This window comes from Pseudomonas sp. MWU12-2037 (genome assembly GCF_023242345.1).
GTDB lineage: Bacteria > Pseudomonadota > Gammaproteobacteria > Pseudomonadales > Pseudomonadaceae > Aquipseudomonas > Aquipseudomonas gingeri_D.
The window spans coordinates 152,715-169,665 of record NZ_JALLIZ010000002.1 but is presented as its reverse complement, the minus strand read 5'-3'; the positions used below and the strand labels follow the sequence as shown (position 1 = coordinate 169,665).

General features: G+C 59.6%; 17 protein-coding genes. 7 read left to right on the top strand and 10 right to left on the bottom strand.

Going from position 1 to position 16,951, the window contains the following annotated elements; translation table 11 throughout:
* From M5B42_RS03955 to M5B42_RS03945, 3 genes are all read right to left on the bottom strand, one after another.
* The gene (locus tag M5B42_RS03955) at nt 1-2,037 is read right to left on the bottom strand and encodes an ATP-binding protein (protein WP_248745084.1); all 2,037 of its coding nucleotides are present in this window, start codon (nt 2,035-2,037) and stop codon (nt 1-3) included.
* A gap of 115 nt (nt 2,038-2,152) precedes the next feature.
* Nucleotides 2,153-3,070: a putative 2-dehydropantoate 2-reductase gene (locus tag M5B42_RS03950; protein ID WP_248745083.1), complete on the bottom strand. Its 918-nt coding sequence runs from the start codon at nt 3,068-3,070 to the stop codon at nt 2,153-2,155.
* A complete protein-coding gene (locus M5B42_RS03945; protein WP_103496673.1) occupies nt 3,070-4,023 on the bottom strand; it encodes a diguanylate cyclase in 954 nt (317 codons plus the stop codon). The genes M5B42_RS03950 and M5B42_RS03945 overlap by 1 nt, the downstream gene beginning before the upstream one ends.
* A 118-nt stretch (nt 4,024-4,141) precedes the next feature.
* On the opposite strand from M5B42_RS03945, the gene M5B42_RS03940 reads away from it, so the two are divergent.
* Together M5B42_RS03940 and M5B42_RS03935 are read left to right on the top strand one after the other, a co-directional pair.
* Nucleotides 4,142-4,627, top strand: coding sequence for a YajQ family cyclic di-GMP-binding protein (locus M5B42_RS03940; RefSeq protein ID WP_248745082.1), 486 nt, complete (start codon nt 4,142-4,144; stop codon nt 4,625-4,627).
* Nucleotides 4,628-4,752: 125 nt separating this feature from the next.
* Entirely contained in the window at nt 4,753-5,595 is an 843-nt protein-coding gene (locus tag M5B42_RS03935; RefSeq protein ID WP_248745081.1) for a mechanosensitive ion channel domain-containing protein, read from the top strand.
* A 50-nt stretch (nt 5,596-5,645) separates the two neighbouring features.
* On the opposite strand, the gene M5B42_RS03930 is transcribed toward M5B42_RS03935, so the two are convergent.
* From M5B42_RS03930 to M5B42_RS03905, 6 genes are all read right to left on the bottom strand, one after another.
* Entirely contained in the window at nt 5,646-6,842 is a 1,197-nt protein-coding gene (locus M5B42_RS03930) for a haloacid dehalogenase-like hydrolase (RefSeq protein ID WP_248745080.1), read from the bottom strand.
* A gap of 2 nt (nt 6,843-6,844) precedes the next feature.
* The gene (locus M5B42_RS03925; RefSeq protein ID WP_103496677.1) at nt 6,845-7,912 is read right to left on the bottom strand and encodes an ABC transporter ATP-binding protein; all 1,068 of its coding nucleotides are present in this window, start codon (nt 7,910-7,912) and stop codon (nt 6,845-6,847) included.
* A 74-nt stretch (nt 7,913-7,986) separates the two neighbouring features.
* Complete coding sequence (locus M5B42_RS03920) at nt 7,987-8,772, bottom strand: ABC transporter permease (protein ID WP_152738156.1); 786 nt, start codon at nt 8,770-8,772, stop codon at nt 7,987-7,989.
* Nucleotides 8,769-9,665 (bottom strand): ABC transporter permease subunit, encoded by an 897-nt coding sequence (locus M5B42_RS03915; protein WP_218586076.1) that lies wholly within the window; start codon nt 9,663-9,665, stop codon nt 8,769-8,771. Before M5B42_RS03915 ends, M5B42_RS03920 begins: the two co-directional genes overlap by 4 nt.
* 93 nt (nt 9,666-9,758) lie before the next feature.
* Nucleotides 9,759-10,865, bottom strand: a complete 1,107-nt coding sequence (locus M5B42_RS03910; protein ID WP_248745079.1) for an ABC transporter substrate-binding protein — start codon at nt 10,863-10,865, stop codon at nt 9,759-9,761.
* Nucleotides 10,866-11,512: 647 nt separating this feature from the next.
* Complete coding sequence (locus tag M5B42_RS03905; protein ID WP_248745078.1) at nt 11,513-12,856, bottom strand: OprD family porin; 1,344 nt, start codon at nt 12,854-12,856, stop codon at nt 11,513-11,515.
* A 960-nt stretch (nt 12,857-13,816) separates the two neighbouring features.
* Here M5B42_RS03905 and M5B42_RS03900 point away from each other — a divergent pair.
* Entirely contained in the window at nt 13,817-14,248 is a 432-nt protein-coding gene (locus M5B42_RS03900) for an HIT domain-containing protein (RefSeq protein ID WP_248745077.1), read from the top strand.
* On the top strand, nt 14,245-14,451 hold the full coding sequence (locus tag M5B42_RS03895; RefSeq protein WP_177099955.1) for a SlyX family protein: 207 nt from the start codon (nt 14,245-14,247) through the stop codon (nt 14,449-14,451). The genes M5B42_RS03900 and M5B42_RS03895 overlap by 4 nt, the downstream gene beginning before the upstream one ends.
* Nucleotides 14,452-14,515: 64 nt before the next feature.
* On the opposite strand, the gene M5B42_RS32100 is transcribed toward M5B42_RS03895, so the two are convergent.
* Complete coding sequence (locus M5B42_RS32100) at nt 14,516-15,121, bottom strand: cold-shock protein (protein ID WP_103496683.1); 606 nt, start codon at nt 15,119-15,121, stop codon at nt 14,516-14,518.
* Between the two features lie 368 nt (nt 15,122-15,489).
* Here M5B42_RS32100 and M5B42_RS03885 point away from each other — a divergent pair, with 368 nt between their 5' ends.
* The 3 genes from M5B42_RS03885 to M5B42_RS03875 all read left to right on the top strand — a co-directional run bounded on the left by M5B42_RS03885 (nt 15,490) and on the right by M5B42_RS03875 (nt 16,939).
* Entirely contained in the window at nt 15,490-15,960 is a 471-nt protein-coding gene (locus tag M5B42_RS03885) for a Dps family protein (protein ID WP_100938823.1), read from the top strand.
* A gap of 252 nt (nt 15,961-16,212) precedes the next feature.
* Nucleotides 16,213-16,551, top strand: a complete 339-nt coding sequence (locus M5B42_RS03880; RefSeq protein ID WP_100939203.1) for a ribbon-helix-helix domain-containing protein — start codon at nt 16,213-16,215, stop codon at nt 16,549-16,551.
* Between the two features lie 166 nt (nt 16,552-16,717).
* Nucleotides 16,718-16,939: a zinc ribbon domain-containing protein gene (locus M5B42_RS03875; RefSeq protein ID WP_100938824.1), complete on the top strand. Its 222-nt coding sequence runs from the start codon at nt 16,718-16,720 to the stop codon at nt 16,937-16,939.
* Nucleotides 16,940-16,951 lie beyond the last annotated feature (12 nt).

Genomic DNA, 16,951 nt, shown 5'->3' with positions numbered 1-16,951 from the left:
TCAAGACTCCGCTTTGCTCAGTTCGGGAAGCGCCGCCTGGCTACCGGCCAATGGCAGGCGCAGGGTCACGCAGGTGCCCGCGCCCGGCGCCGATTGCACTTCCATCTGGCCTTTATGGTTATTGGTGATGATGAAGTAGGACACCGACAGACCCAGCCCGGTGCCCTGGCCGATTTCCTTGGTGGTGAAGAAGGGTTCGAAGGTGCGCTTGCGGATATGCTCCGGCATGCCGACACCGTTGTCCTCGACCTGGATCTCTGCCCAGGGCGGATTCAGGCGGGTGCGCAGGGTAATGCGCCCGGGTTCGCGTTCGTCCTCGCGTTGGTGGATGGCCTGGGCAGCGTTTTTCAGCAGGTTCAACAGCACCTGCTCCAACTCGTTGGCGGTGCCCGGGACCGGGCCCAGTTGCGGGTCGAACTGGCGGATGATCGCCTGGCCCTTGAAGTCGAAGCCGATGGTCAGGTCGAAGTCATTGCCGGCGATTTCCACCGCCTGGTCGATCAGGGCCGGCAGGTCGCAAGGGGCCATTTCACGGTTGCTGCGCCGGCTGAAGCTGAGCATATGGGTGACGATCTTCGCCGCCCGCGCGCCGGCCTGCTGGATGCCGTCGAGCAGTTGCGGCACTTCGCGGCTTTGCAGGTAGCGGTTGACGGTGTCCAGGTCGATGCCGGCCTGTTGCGCGTATTCGAGGTTCTTCGGCAGCTCCGTGGACAGGCGTCGGCGGATGTTCTGCACGTTGTGCAGGATGGCCCCCAGGGGGTTGTTGATTTCGTGGGCCATGCCCGCGGCCAAACCACCGACCGAGAGCATTTTTTCCGATTGCACCATCATTTCCTCCAGCGACAGGCGCTGGGAGATATCGTCGATGCGAATCACCACGCCACGTCCGGCGCCGCCCATCAGCGGGTAGAAGGTCAGGGCATAGTGGCGGGCTTCGTCGTCCTTGATCCAGGTCACCCGCTCGATCTTCGCCACGCTGTGTTGCTCGACGGTTTCCTTGAGCTGCGGCAGGAACGGCTTGAGCGGTTCGAAGGCGAGGAAGATCGGCTGGTTCAGGGCCTCGTCCAGCGGCGTGCCGGAGAGGGCGCTGGCCTCCTGGTTCCACTGGGTGACATAGAGTTGCTCGTCCAGGGCGATCAGGGCCGAGGGCATGGAGTCGATGATGCTGTTGAGGTAGTTCTGGAAGCCCGTGAGCTTTTTCTCGATCTTGCTGCGCACCTGGACTTCGAGTTCCAGCTTGCGGTTGGTGTGGCGGGTTTCCTCGGCCAGACCCTGGGCCTGGTCGTAGGCGCCCTGGGCGTCATCGCGGGCGCGCTTGAGCTGCTGCTCCCGGGCCTCGATGCGCGACAGCATGGTATTGAAGGCTTCGGCCAGGCTGCCGATTTCGTCGTGGTTGCCGCGCGAGGCCCGCAATGAGTAGTTCTCTTCCCGGGTGACCTGGCGCGACAGCTCTTCGAGTTCGTGGATCGGTCGGGTAATCAGGCGCTTGATCTGGCGGGCGATGATCAGCCACAGCAGGATACTGAAGGTCAGGATGCCGAGGCTGGCGGTCAGGGTGCCGGTGTAGAACGCCACCGGCAGTTCGCTGCTGGCCACCAGCAACAGGTGTCCGGGCGCCGAGCCCGGGCGCGGCATCTCGATGACCTGGTTGCTGCGAAACTCGGTCAGGCGCCAGGCTTCGATATGGCGAAAGCGCTCCGGCAGTTTCAGGTGATCGCCGTGTTGCAGCTGCGCCATGCGATTGCCCGGACCGTCATAGATCGCGGCGGCGCGCAGCGGCGAGTAGCTGTCGAGCTCCTTGAGCAGGGCCTCGGCGGCTTCCGGCGAGTCGAGGGCCTGGCTGATCAGGTTCGGGCTCGATATCAGTCGGCCGATGGTCTGCAAGGCCTGGGGGGCCATGCTCTCCTGGGAGATCCAGTAGGCGGCGCTGATGAACGTCAGGTTGGCGACCAGTAATACGGTGGTCAGCAGGACCAGTAGGGCGGCGAGAAGTTTTTGGCCGACCGGCAGGTTTTCGAGGCGCTGGCGCAGAGGCATCGGTTGTCCTGTTTCGAGAGGCGAATGGCGGCGGGCGGGGTTCGACTGCCGTGCCGTCCATAAGTGTATCAAACCGTCGCTTGGGCCCGGTCTTTTGCGCGGGACGGCTTATGTCTCAGGTGTTGGGCACACCCTTTGCCATCAGGTGGGCCACCAGCCGGTTATACAGGCGGCTCAGGTGCGGCAGGCTGCGGTGATGGCGGGCCGCCGCCGCGCAGGCATAACCCAGCAGGTAGCCGATCTCGGTGCGCCGCCCCTGGGTGACGTCCTGATGCATGGAGGAGTAGTTCGCCGCGGTGGCCTGGATCACCCGTTCCACTTCGCTCTGCAGGTCCAGGGCGGCGGCCGGCTGGCCGCAGCATTCGAGCAGTTCGGTCAGTTCGGCGCAGAGGGTGGCGACTTCACAATGGTGTTCCAGCAAGCCGCCGTTGCGGCAATCGTAGAGCACCGTCAGCGGATTGATGGCGCAGTTGAGCGCCAGCTTGCGCCAGAGTCGGGTGAGGATCTGGGTGTTCCATTCGTGGGGAATGCCGGCCAGTGTCAGGTCATCGAGCCAGTACGGTGGTTGCGGATGGGCAACGTCCCCCAGCCAGGTGAAACCGTGACCGGCGAACACCACGCGCCAGTCGCCGTCGCGAAAGGCGCCCTCGGTGCTGGAGGCGAACAGACAGCGGGCGTGGGGTGCGCGGGCCGCGACCGCGTCCTGGCTGCCGAGGCCGTTTTGCAACAACACCAGCTCTGCGCCGGGGGCGATTCGCGGCGCGAGGCGGGTGACTGCGGCCTCGGCATCGTAGGCCTTGCACGCGACCAGCAGGCGCTGGATGGGCGCGAGGCTGTCGAGGGTTTCGGCCGGAATCGCAAAACGTTGCTCCCGACCCTGTTCGACCAGGGTCAGGCCGCCTGCCGCTTCGTACGCCGCCAGCCGCGCCGCATCGCGCAGAATCAATGTCACCGGCAGGCCGGCCCTGGCCAACCGGGTGGCCCACAGGCTGCCCAGGCTACCGGCGCCCAGTACATGCCAGTGGGTGCTCATCAGCTACGCGCCGGCAGGCGTTTGGCGCTGACCACGCCGCCGGCATAGGACTCGAGCAACAGGTGCTCGGACTCATCGAACAGGGTTTGCGGGTCCAGCGGGAAGCACTTGCTGTCCAGGCCGATCAGGCTGATGCCGGCCTTGAGCTCGATGGGCCCCGCGTTGGTCATGAAGGTCTTGAGGTTCAGGCCTTCATGCAGGCGCTTGAAGCTGCTCGGGGCGCATTCCTGCAGGTCGGCCGGCAAGGTCATCAGGACGAAATGCCGCTCGTCCAGGCGCGCCAGTACATCCAGTGGCCGCACCAGTTGTTGCAGGCGGCGGGCGATGGCTTGCAGCAGCTCGTCGTAGAGGTCGTTGCCATATTGGCGTTGCAGCGACTCGGCCTGTTCGATCCCGATCAGCAGGTAGCAGATGGCTCCGCCGCGGGCCTGGACCTGGCGCAGGCTGTCGCTGAGCTTCTGGCGCAGGTAGCGGGCATTGCCCAGGCCGGTCAGGGAGTCCACCAGATTGCGCTGTTCGAGGCTGGCGATGTTCTGGCGCAACAGGCGGTTTTCCTGGCGCAGACGCTGCAAGGTGTTGCACAGGCGGTCGGCGGCGAGCACCCGGGTCAGCAGATGGCGCTCGACATCGGCCGGGGCGAGCAGGTCGTCGATGTCGTTGTCCGAGGTCTCGTCCAGCAGGATCGAGGGCGATTGGTCGCTGATAAGGATCACGTAGGTGTTGTGATCGTTCATCTCGTCCCTTTGTCGGACCTTGGCGGCAAGCGCCAGACCTGCGCTTCCCGCGCAGATCAGCAGGCCGGCGGCCCGCTGGTCGAGTTGCTCCAGTGCCAGGACGCCGTCATTGGCCTGACGGATGTCCTGATAACCCGCGCGCTGGAGGCTGCTGCCCAGCGTACTGCTGGCCAGATTCTCATCACTCACCAGCAAAATGCTCAGATCCGGGTTCGGCATGGGTGACTCACAAGTGAATGAGTGGGAAGAACCGCTATAATGCTCGCGGATTTTAACCGTCAAACCAGGCGCGCTCCATCGGTATTGAGCGGCGCCGATTTTATTTTGGAGAAATACGATGCCGTCGTTCGACGTGGTATCCGAACTGGACAAGCACGAAGTCACCAACGCCGTCGAGAACGCCGTCAAGGAACTGGACCGTCGTTATGACCTCAAGGGCAAAGGCTCCTTCGAGTTCAAGGACAAGGAGCAGATCATCACCTTGACCGCCGAAGCCGAGTTCCAGCTCGAAGCCATGCTGGAGATCCTGCGCATGTCCCTGGTCAAGCGCAAGATCGACGTCAAATGCCTGGAAATCAAGGACGCCTACGCCTCCGGCAAGCTGATGAAGCAGGAAGCGACCTTCAAGGAAGGTATCGACAAGGACACCGCGAAGAAAATCGTCGCGCACATCAAGGACGCCAAGCTCAAGGTCCAGGCCGCCATCCAGGGCGAGCAGGTACGGGTTACCGGCAAGAAGCGTGACGATCTGCAGGAGGCGATTGCCAACCTGCGGGCCAAGGAATTCGATGTGCCGCTGCAATTCAACAATTTCCGCGACTGATCTAGGCTGTCAGGGAACCTCTGGGAGTTATCGGCGTCGGAGGGCCCAGCCACGGTGAAACGGTGGGTCGCCCTGCGCGGCAGGCATCGTTTCGCCGGGTCATCGCATGGTAACCGGAGAGAACAATGGATTTGAATGCACAAGTGGATCAGTTGGTGAAGGCCTCCGAGGCCTGGATCCCGATGATCATGCAATACGGCAGCCGTGTGCTGCTGGCCATCGTCACCCTGTGCATCGGTTGGTGGTTGATCAACAACCTGACCCGCCGCGTGGGCAAGCTGCTGGCGTTGCGCAATGCCGACCTGGCGCTGCAGGGGTTTATCAGCAGCCTGGCGAATATCATCCTCAAGGTGCTGCTGATTGTCAGCGTCGCCTCGATGATCGGTGTGGAGACCACCTCCTTTGTCGCGGCCATCGGTGCGGCAGGCCTGGCCATTGGTCTGGCGTTGCAGGGCAGCCTGGCGAATTTCGCTGGTGGGGTGTTGATTCTGTTGTTCCGGCCGTTTCGCCTGGGTGACACGATCACCGCGCAAGGGGTGACCGGGACGGTCGACAGCATCCAGATTTTCCACACCATCCTGCGTACCGGCGACAACCAGACGGTGATCATGCCCAACGGCAATCTGTCGAACGGCATCATCACCAACATCAACCGCCAAGCCACCCGCAAGGTGGTGTTCGATGTCGGCGTGGACTTCCAGGCGAATCTGCAGGAGGCCCGCGAGGTGCTGCTGGAGATGGCGAAGGATGGGCGGGTGTTGGCCGATCCGGCGCCGGTGGTGGTGGTGTCCGCGCTGGGGGCTCATTCGATCACCATGTCCTTGCGGGTGTGGGTCAATACCGCCGATTACGGCGATGTCACCTTCCTGTTCAATGAGCAGGTGCGCGACCGTCTGAAAGCGGTGGGCATCGAGATTCCGTTTCCGCAGCACGTGGTGCGGATGTTTTCGGAAGAGCAGGCGAAGTAATCGAGGTCTTGATGCCCGGCCGCTGGGCCGGGCATCAAATCTGCCTGGGCTCAGGCTAGCAAGCGGGCTTCCGTGTGGCCGTAGCGCAAGGTTTTTTCATCGGCGTTGAAGCAGCCGGTGTGCTCGTCCCGGCCTTGCAGCACAAAGCGGGCGTCCGAACGGCCCAGGGTGGCGGCCGCCTGCTGGCTGTTCTCCCCAATCAGGCCTTTTTGCTGGCGGTTGATGATCACCCCCAGGCGTGTATCGGCAAAGTCCTTCATCATCCAGGCGTCGCCATCGCTGTCGCCGAACACCAGGGCTGGACCATAGCCTTTTTGCGCGACAAACACATTCTGGATACCGACGGTCTTGCCCGGTCCCCAGTTGAAGTGCCAGTCCTTTTTATACACATTGGTGTATTTGCCATCGACCATTTCCAGCTTCAGGCCGAGGACATTTTCCGGCGGCAGCCCGTAGCCGTATTTCGGATCGCAGGCAAAAACCCGCACCACGTCGTCGATTGATGCCGTGGAGATGTAGACATCGAAACCGTTGGTCCGCAAAGTTGCCATCAAGACCACAATTTCGGCATGCACGCGCATGCCGTGGAAGTGCACCGGCGCAACCCGGCCCGCGCGGCCAGGCATCTCTGTGCTGCTGTGGATAGGCGCCTGGCGCAATGCCTCGCCCAGGTTGTGTTCAATGGAGTCGGACACCATCGCCTGCAGTTCGGCCGTGGTGAAGTTCTTGTAGAAATAAATGATCCACTTGTAACCCACTTCCATCGGGTAGGTATCGCACAACGCACCGTATAAAAAGTAGAACTTGGCGCGGAAGTTCTGGAATTGCGCGCTGGCGCGGATTTCCTCCAGGGGCTGGTTGCCAGCCAGTACCGCGCAGTGGGTGTACAACCATTGGTAGGCGTCGTTGATGTCGGCCGCCAGGTCTTCCATCGAGATACGCTGGCCGTCCAGATTGGTGTGATCGGCATGGAACCAGCCACCTGGCACATCCTGGCACAGCACTTCGGCAAACTCGCTCGGCGTCAGTTTGAACAGCAGGTTTTCGGCCTGGTACAACAACAGCGATTCCTCGGTGTCGTTCATGATGCAGGTATTGTCCCAGTCGAACACCGCATAGGGTTTTTTGGCCGGGTTGTAGTCGGCACTGCGGCAACCCCAGGTTTGCAGCAGTTGGTTGATGGCCCGGCGGTTGGCCGCAGACCAGCCTGCAGGTTCCGCGGGCAATACAAAGTTGTCGGTCGTCATGCTCAGGCCGTTTCTTCCAGTACCAAAAGATTATCGAATGAGAAACCCAGGGTGATGTTCTCGCCGCGCTGGGGCAGCGCACGGTGTGGATCGTTGAACACGTCGAGTGAGATGACCACCGTATCCATGCGTACCCGGATACGCACTACGGCGCCCAGAAAATCAACGTCTTCCACCGTCGCCGCCAGCGAGTTGCGCCCCGGGGTCGGCGGCTCCAGCACAATGGCCTCGGGTCGGATCGCCAGCGCGCGGGTTTGGCCTACGAAGGCATCAACGATAGGGTTCGATGTCACCAAAGACTGACCGCCCACGGAGATCTGGCCCGTCGCGGCATCCACCACCACGCCGGACAGCAGATTCAGCGTCCCGACAAAGGAGGCTACAAAACGGGTGCGCGGAAAGTTGTAGACCTCGCTCGGCGTGCCGATTTGTTCAACCCGGCCCTCACTCAGTACAACGATGCGGTCCGAGATCGACAAGGCTTCTTCCTGGTCATGGGTCACGAAGACCGAGGTGATGCCCAGTTCGCGTTGTACGGCGCGGATCTCTTCGCGCAGCGACACGCGGATCTTGGCGTCCAGCGCGGACAAGGGCTCGTCCAGCAACAGCACCTGGGGCTTGCCGGCGAGCGCGCGGGCCAGGGCCACGCGCTGTTGCTGGCCGCCCGACAACTGCGAGGGATAGCGCGCGCCCAGGGCCGCAAGGCCGATAAGCTTGAGCATTTCGGTGACGCGCTCATGGATCTGCTCCGCTGGCATCTTGGCCACCTTCAGGCCGAAGCCGATGTTCTCGGCCACCGTCATGTTGGGGAACAGCGCGTACGACTGGAACACCATGCCGATATTGCGCTGGTTGGTCGGCGTGTGGGTCACATCCTTGCCATCGAATTTGATGGTGCCACCCGAGGGGCCCTCGAACCCGGCCAGCATGCGCAAAATCGTGGTCTTGCCGCAACCCGATGGGCCCAGAAAGGTGATGAACTCGCCACGGGCGATGTCCATCGTGAAGTCATGCACCGCGGTCTGAGCGCCGAAGGCTTTTTTCAGGTGGGAGATTTCAAGGAAGGCCATGGGATGTTTTTTCCGTCAATGTAGGGGTTACTACTCGGCTCAGTAGCCAGAACGCATGCCACCCGGGGATGTGCTTAAGGTTTTGCGTTCTTGGCATTGCGCCCGAACACCTGGATCAAGCCCATGGAGGCCCAGGTAATCATGAAGGCCATTACCGCCAGCGCGGACGGCTCGTACGCCTTGTTGGCGCCCACCAGTTGCAGGTAAGGCCCGAACGCGGGACGGTTCAACAGGCTGGCCATGGTGAACTCGCCGATCACCACGGCAAAAGTCAGGAACGCACCGGACAGAATCGCCGAACGCAGATTCGGGAAGATCACCTTGAACAGAATGGTGAAAGTGCCCGCGCCCAGCGCCTCGGCGGCCTCCGTCAGGGTGCGCACATCGATGGTGCGTAAGCCGGTATCGATCGAGCGGTACATATAGGGCAGCGACAAGGTGACGTAGCTGCACACCAGCAGGAAGTCGGTGGACCGCTCGTTGCCGGTCAGCGGTATCCACGAGTTGCTGCCGAAGATGCGCAGATAGCCAAATACGATGACGATGGCCGGGATTACCAAGGGCAGCAAGGTGATGAACTCCACCAGCGGGCGCAGTTTGGGCAGACGCAATTGCACCCAGTAGGCGGTAGGTACGACCAGCAGCACGCCGACCACAATGGTGATGAGCGCCATCAGGATCGAATAGCCAAACGTGGCCTGGAACTGAGGGTCGCTAAACACCACCCGGTAGGCTTCGAAGCTGTATTCGCCGCGCAGCATGCGCAGGCTGAATTCAAAGGTGGCCAGCAGTGGAATCAGGAAATAACTGGTGCCCAGGCCGATGGCGATCCAGGCACCCAAACGCGAGGTGGATTTCATTTGCGGCCCTTTTCCGATTTGCTGCGCAGCCAGATATAGCCCGCGTTGGATACCCCGGTAATCACCACCATGCCCAGCGCCAGGGCGTAGCCCAGGTTCGGGTTGTGCAGCACGTCACCGCGGATCTGCGCATAGAGCAGGATAGGCACGATGTTCAAGGAGCTGCCGGTCAGCGCATAGGCGGTGGCCACCGCGCCAAAGGCGTTCGCAAACAGCAGCAGCATGGCGCCCATGATGCTCGGCCACAGCACCGGCAACGCAATATAGCGCCAGTAGTGGTAGGCGGTGCCGCCCAGGCAATCGCAGGCTTCGCGCCACTCGCGTCTGAGGCCTTCCAGTGCCGGGGACACGATCAGCACCATCAAGGGGATCTGGAAATACAGATAGGTCAGTGTCAGCCCGGTGAAGCTGAGGATGTTGAAACCGGTGGAATAGAGGTTGAAGCCCAGGTACTTGTTCATCAGCGCGGTCACCAGACCCACCCGCCCCAGCGTGGCCAGGAACGCGAAGGCCAGCGGCACGCCGGCGAAGTTGGAGGCCACGCCCGAAAACGTCATGAGGGTCGGGCGAATCCACTCGGGCAGTTTGCCCTGGACGGCCGCCCAGGCCAGAAGGAAGCCGATGATTCCGCCGCCCAGGGCCGACGCGGCACTGATGCGAAAGCTGATCCAGTAGGCGCTGACCACGTTCGGGTCGGCCAGGCCGGCGATATTGGCCAGGGTGAAATGGCCTGATGCGTCCTGGAACGCACCTATCATCAGATAGCCGGTGGGCAAGATCAAAAACAGGATGGCGAATACCAGAAAGGGCAGTACACCCAGCCAGTGCCAATTGAGCGACCTGCCCGGTATGGACGGTGTCGCGGGTTTTGCAGAACTCAAGGTATCAGTCAAGTGAAGCCCGCCTTTCAAGCCGCCATCCAATCCATGAAATGACTGGCGTGGCCGGTGAAGGCCATGCCAGTACAAAAAGCCATCGAAGGCCGGTTACTTCACACTGGCGCCGACCAGGGTGTCCCACTGCTTGGTGATGGCTTCCTTGCTCGAGTTCTGCTGGTCCAGAGTAGGGAACACGGCCTTGGCATAGCCTTCCGCGGGTGGCAGCTTGTCGAGCATGGCCTTGGGCAGCTTGTTGTTGGCCACCAGGTCGTTGAAGCGGATCGGGTGGCAGTAGCCATTCAGCCAGCCCACCTGGCCTTCGTCCGAATACAGGTATTCCAGCCACAGCTTGGCGGCATTCGGGTGCGGTGCATAAGCGCTGATGGCCTGCACATACACGCCCGCGACCACGCCCGACTTGGGCACGACCACTTGCACATTGGGGTTGCCCTTGAGTGCATCGCGGTCGGCCAGGGCGTTGTAGTCCCAGCGGATGATGATCGGGGTGGTGCCTTGTGCCAGGGAGGCGGCCTTGCCGATCACCGGGACAAAATTGCCGGCCTTGTTCAGATCGCCGAAGAACTTCAGGCCGGCCGCGGCGGCCTTGGTGGGATCCCCACCCGCGGCGGCAATACCGGCCGCATAGATGCCCTGGATGGCCTGGTTGGCGGAGCGCGGATCGCCCGCCAAGGCCACGGAATTCTTGTAATCGGCCTTGAGCAGGTCGCTCCAGTCGGCCGGGATCGAGCTGATCAGGTCGGTGTTGACTTCAAAAGCCAGCACGCCGTAGTAGTCGCCATACCAGTAGCCTTCCGGATCTTTCACCGAGTCAGGGATGGTCGCCCAGCTGGCCACCTTGTAGGGCTGCAGCAAGCCGGCAGCCTTGGCCTGGGGGCCGAAAGACAGGCCGACGTCGATGGTGTCAGGCGCTTGCGGCCCCTTGTTGTCCTTGTTGGCCTTGATGGCTTCGAGTTCGTCGCCCGAACCGGCGTCAGGGTTCAGTTCGTTGACCTTGAGGCCATACTTGGCTTTGAAGTTCTTGATCTGGTCGCCATATCCGCACCAGGAGTTCGCCAGGGCGATCACCGTCAGTTCGCCCTCTGCCTTGGCCGCTGCGACAAGTTCCGCCGAGGCGGCCGATGCATTTTGTGCGCAGACTAGAGCCGTGGAGATGGCTGCTGTTAGAGCAAGGACTTTGAATGTTTGACGTGGCATATCACTTCCTTTTCGGTATCCGGTAGAGGGGAGTTTGACGGCGGAAGATCAGGCACAGCGAACCAACTTGGCGCAATGGCAAGGTATGACATCTATTATGTAAACATTCAGCCGACACCTGGCCTGGGCGGCAGTACAGGGAAGAAAGGTAACTTTCAGAGCTTCAATTGCATACTACTGTCGGCGCTGTGCCTGCGCAATCGTAGTGGTGATTTATGACTTTTTCGCGACAAATTGGTCGTAATTAGGAAAGTGTGAATCAAAATGGGTGCGGCGTTGGGGAGGTGGGCGCGTGGACGCCGATATCATAGGTGTTTCAGATAGGGCTTCATTGCTGTTTGAGGTAGAGAAAGAGGTTGCCGGATTCATTTTTGAACCCTTGTTTTGGTTGGTGGGTTTGAACTGATATTTTAGTTCTTATCTAGCTTAAGGTTCGGCTAGAAATCGCATGATTTGATGATGGCTACACGGCGCAAACCCACCCTTGTGATGCGGTAAGGTTAAGTTGGCAAGAAACGCGGTAGTTATGGGGGCGGAACTCAATGACTTACAAGATATACGCCCATATTGGGCGCAAAAAAAGGCCCATCATCAGGATGGGCCTTTCTTCAAGCGAGTATTACATCATCAAGCAAGTAATCAGGCGATTACAGGATGGTGATTGGGTACTCGGTGATCAAACGGAACTCGTTGATGTTGCCTTCGCCGTCGGCAGCGTTGCCACGGTGCCAAGCTTGGCGTGCACGGAAGGACAGATCCTTCAGAGGGCCAGACTGGACAACATACTTGGCTTCCAGGTTGGTTTCGAAGTGATGACCGTCTTTGCCATAGAGAGGGGTGCCGTCGGTATTACGATACGCACTGTTAGCGGATATATTGGTGCCGTCGATGCCCTGACCGTGGACATAACGAGCCATGAAGCTCAGGCCTGGGATACCGTACTCAGCCATTTTAATGTCATAACGGGCCTGGATGGATTTCTCGCCTGGGCCGTTGAAGTCGGAGTACTGAATCGAGTTAGCCAGGAAAATCGAGTCACCACCCTGGTTACCCTTGCCACGCTCCAAGCCAATGTAATCGAATGGCGTGTCACCGTGTACCTGTTGGAAGGCCAGGGTGAAAGTGTGTGCTTTGAGGAAGGAGTAAGCAGCTGCCAGGGAGTAGGCAGTGTTGCTGATATCACCTGCCTTCGCCGCACCGGTATCGGTTGTGCGATAGAGGTTGAAGTCGAAGTTCAGGCTCTGATCGCTAGCCAGTGGCAGGGTGTAGTTGACGTTGGTGTAGTACTGGTTCCAGACATCCTGGAGCTTGGCGCCGTACAGGGAAGCAGTCAGGTTCTCGTTGATGGCGTACTTACCACCCACATAGTCGATGCTCTTGGCTGTAACACCGGCATAGGTGGCAAACAGGTTGCCCTGCAGCGAGGTGTAGTCCGTGCTGCTACCAGCGTAAAAATGGCCAGCTTCGAGATCGAGGTCTTTGACTTCACTGCTTTGCAGTTGGAAGCCACGAGCGGTTTGCTGGAACAGACGGCTCCCGCCAACGGCGAATACTGGCGCAGTGGTAGGGGTGAAGTCGCCGAATGTCAGCTGGGTTTTGGAGATGCGAACGCGGACGTCCGCGCCTGCTTTACCGAAGCTATTATTGACGCCATCTGCTCCGTGGCTCAGGTTGCCGCTACCCACATGGGTGTTGTCACCGTCAAGTTTGAAACCGGCATCACCAAAGACATCGACACCTACACCAACGGTACCTTGGGTAAAGCCAGAGCTGGCTTTGCCGAGCACGCCTTGGGACCAGTCTTTTTGGTCGACACCACCATCTTTCTTGTCCCGATTGAAGTAGTAGTTCTTCAGAACCACACCAGCCGAAGCGCCTTCAACGAAACCCTTGGCGTCAGACTGAGGGGTTACGAACGGGTCGGCCATAGCCACTTGGGAACCTGCTGCGGTAACAGCCAGGGCGATCATGCTCCACTTCATCACGCGCATCGTGATTTGCTCCTTTGGTTTTAGGAAGAGTACTGCCGTCCCACCTGTATTTTTGTCTGGGCGGCTCTTTCTTTTTTGTGTCGGCGCAAACTTATATCACGCTGACAAACTTGGCGATACTTGCACACCTATCCTTGCGGCTTCTTTACGAGCCTGTCGCAAAAAGCTAGCTCCATGTCGCAAATTCACAGCCTTTGTACAGCGGCTGCACAACTTCAGCGCTGTTTTCAGCGGAATGAGCATAGAAGCAAATGGTCTATGTTCAAGCCCTGAACTCTCCATGGGCGCACTGTACTGCGTTGTCTCGGTGTCGCAGGGGCTTCAGCGTCCGGGCCGACCCTCTGTCGCGACTATTCACTTACCAATGCAACAAGCATGCACAAAGTGAAAAAAACGTGAGAAAAAATTTACCTGGCACCGTCATCACGCTGAAACCCTTATGAAACCTAGGGCGGTTGGCCTTTACGCCAGCGCTTGACGTAGTGCTTTTCCTTGTGCTGCTAATCCTTTGAAAATCCATGGAAAGCCAAAAACGTTACCAGTCCACACTCCGACTGGGTAGTCGGTGACTGAAGCGTGCACTGATAGTAGTCGTAGTGTGCGGTTTTGGTGCAAAAAGCCGATTTACAGTTTCGATGCGGACATTGTCTGCAGGCAAGGCGGCTTTTTTGTCCCTGGAGTCAGCTCTCGCCTTCCATGACGTAGGCAGAGGATTTCAGAAAAAAGTGACATTTTTATGGCCGGCTGGGTTTTTTTCTGGCTGCTGTGTAATTTTGTGGTGTTTGTTGTCCTGAAAAAGTGCGCCCTGTTCCATTCTGGAGCAGGCGGTGCCCCGTATTCGCCCATTTGCCGCCATCGCGGCCGAGGGCCGTGAATCGGTGGCCGATCACGGGTATCCTGACGGCCTGTCGCCTGGCTTTTGCCGGGCGCAAACCTATCCGTCACGCAGGAGTATTCACGGTGTTCGTTCTCGATTCGCGCCTTCAACAAGACACCTTGCCGATGGGCGACTTGCCGTTGTGTCGTGTGCTGCTGTCCAATGATGCGAACTATCCCTGGTTCATCCTGGTGCCACGGCGCGCGGATATCAGTGAAGTGTTCCAGTTGGAGGCTACCGATCAGCAGCAGTTGTGGCGCGAGACCACGGAGCTGGCGCAGCTGCTCGAGGTCACCTTCAAGGCGGACAAGATGAATGTCGCGGCCCTGGGCAATGTGGTCAGTCAGTTACATATGCATGTGATCGTTCGTCGTCGTGACGATGTGGCCTGGCCGGCACCGGTTTGGGGCAAGCACCCGACGCGGCCTTATAGCGATGAGGAGTTCATGGTGATTCGCGAGCAGTTGCGAGTGGCGTTCCAGCATGATTCGCGTTTTGTACAGGCGGACGTATGAACCTTGAAGATCGCGTGACCGAACTGGAAAGTCGCCAGGCGTTTCAGGATGACACCATTCAGGCGCTCAATGATGTGCTGGTGGAGCAGCGGCGGGTGGTCGAGCGCCTGCAACTGCAGATGGCCGCTTTGCTCAAGCGTCATGAAGAAATGATGGGGCAGTTCGATTCCTTTGAGGAAGAAGCACCACCGCCGCATTATTGACAGCAATCCGTAGGCATAAAAAAACGCGAGGCAGCCAGGCTGCCTCGCGTTTTTTTGTGGCCGATCAGCGGCGCGGCAGGGCCGCGATCACGTCCTCGGCTTGCAAGCCCTTGTCCCGGTTCATCACCGAGAACTCCACGCGCTGGCCTTCGACCAGGACGCGGTGGCCTTCGCCACGGATGGCGCGGAAGTGCACGAAAATATCATCGCCGGAATCCCGCGAGATAAAGCCGAAACCCTTGGAGGTGTTGAACCACTTCACGGTACCGGTATCGCGATTGCTCATGTCGTAGTTGTGGGAAGCCGCCGCCGGGGAAGATTTCTTGTAGAAACTCACCGCCAGGTGCAGCAATACGGCAATCACGGCGGCCAGCAGGCTCGGTAGCACGGCGGGTTGGCCGCCGATCAGGGTCAGAGGGGCGAGCAGGGTGAGGATTTGCAGTGCCACGGCGATGATCAGCAGAATGCTGACCAGGATTTGCAGTTGATGCCGTGGGCCCTTGTTCCAGTAAGGAATGACTGGCGCGAGGGTCAGGTTGAGCAAGCCGAAGAATGCCAGGTACAGCGCATCGGGTTGTTGCAGGTAAGGCAGGGCTTCGGATCGCAGGCTGGGGATAAAGGACAGCAGCAGGGCAACGGCGCCCGTTAGCAGGTGGACGATTTTCAACATTTTGATTGACTCACTCAAGACGGATCACAAGGAAGAGCGGGTGGCACACGGTTCGCTTCTGGAAAAAAGGTGAGGCGTTGGGCACGTGTGGGCATCCGCCTATGCGCCGCTGCCAGAGAATCGACAGCCACGACACAGCCTCTATTTAACAGCAAAGCCCATGCCTTCTCAAACTTCGGCGCCGGGCCGCTGTCGGAGAACTTGCGGCGGGGCAGGGCCTGCGCCGACACAGCCCGCGGGCCAGACGCCTGCCGGTGGTCGCCGTGGCGGATTTGTCGCAGTCGTCGCGGCTGCGCGAGTCGTAGGCGCTTGCTAGAGTGGTCCTGCACCTGCGAAGACGATGATCCATTCTGACCAAGGGGATACATATGGCTATTGATATCGGTATCAGCGAAGCAGACCGTAAATCCATTGTTGAAGGTCTTTCCCGTCTGTTGTCGGACACCTACGTGCTGTACCTGAAAACCCACAACTTTCACTGGAATGTCAGCGGGCCGATGTTCCGCACGCTGCATTTGATGTTCGAAGAGCAATACAACGAACTGGCCCTGGCCGTCGACCTGATCGCCGAACGTATCCGCGCCCTGGGTTTTCCCGCGCCGGGGACCTATTCCACCTACGCCCGTCTGTCCTCCATCAAGGAAGAAGAAGGGGTGCCGAGTGCCGAGGAGATGATCAAGCAACTGGTGCAAGGCCAGGAAGCGGTCACCCGCACGGCGCGGGGCCTCTTTCCGTTGCTGGACAAGGTCAGTGACGAACCGACCGCCGACCTGTTGACCCAGCGCATGCAGGTGCATGAGAAGACCGCCTGGATGCTGCGCGCCCTGCTCGAAGGCTGAGCCCGCGCCGGCGCGAATGAAGCCGTCGCTTCATTCGCGCTGCCTGTCGGCGAGCTCGGCATCTTCGCGAAGGCGCAGGCCTTCGCCTGGTCGCGGCCCCAGGCTTTTCGTTGTTCTTCCTTATTAATGGACTCTTCCTACGGAGGCTGTGGTGCAGTCTGCTGGATAGGGTTTTTTACTTAATGTTTTATGTCAGGAGGTTTGCCAGGAGCGCCTTTATTCAAAGGTGTGCAGCGACGGAGTGCGATGAAAATGGTTCAGTGGGTAGGGCATGAGGTGGGGAGTTCCGGTTGTTTGCGCAAGACCCGGGTGGATCCCCTGTTGCTGGATTTCGATATTGGATTGGCGAAGCCAGTTTCGCGTTCGGTGCGTTTGAATGGTTTTGCCACCTGCTTGCGTCTGGAGGAGGTTTATTGGAAGGTACTGGCCGATATTGCCAATACCCATGAATGTACAGTCAATGCCTTGCTGTCCAATGTGGACATGGAGGTTCATCTGCGCTACGGCGGGGTGAAGAATTTCAGTGGTTTGATTCGCGTGGTCTGTGTCGTCCATCTGCTGACGTTGGGCGGTTTGTCCCGGGCCCTCTAGGCTTGTTCTGACGTCTCGGTGGATTGGCGAGACGGCATGGGCTGGGGCGCTGACCGGTCCACGGCTGCAAAGGCTCGATTTAACGGATATAATCCCGCTCTTTGCTGCATGGCCCGTCCCGGGCTCGGGCAGCAGTGTTGCCGTTATCTGATTGCCGAGACGCCCCATGCCCATGTACGACTATCAATGCGCTTCCTGCGGTCATCAGCTGGAAGCCATTCAAAAGATCAGTGATGCACCGCTGGTCGACTGCCCGGCCTGCCAGGCACCGCAATTGAAGAAAATGCTCTCCATGCCAGGCTTCCGCCTCAGCGGTAGCGGCTGGTACGAGACGGATTTCAAGACCGGCAGCAAGAAAAACCTGGCAGGTGGCGATAAAGCCGACTGAAATAAGCGACAC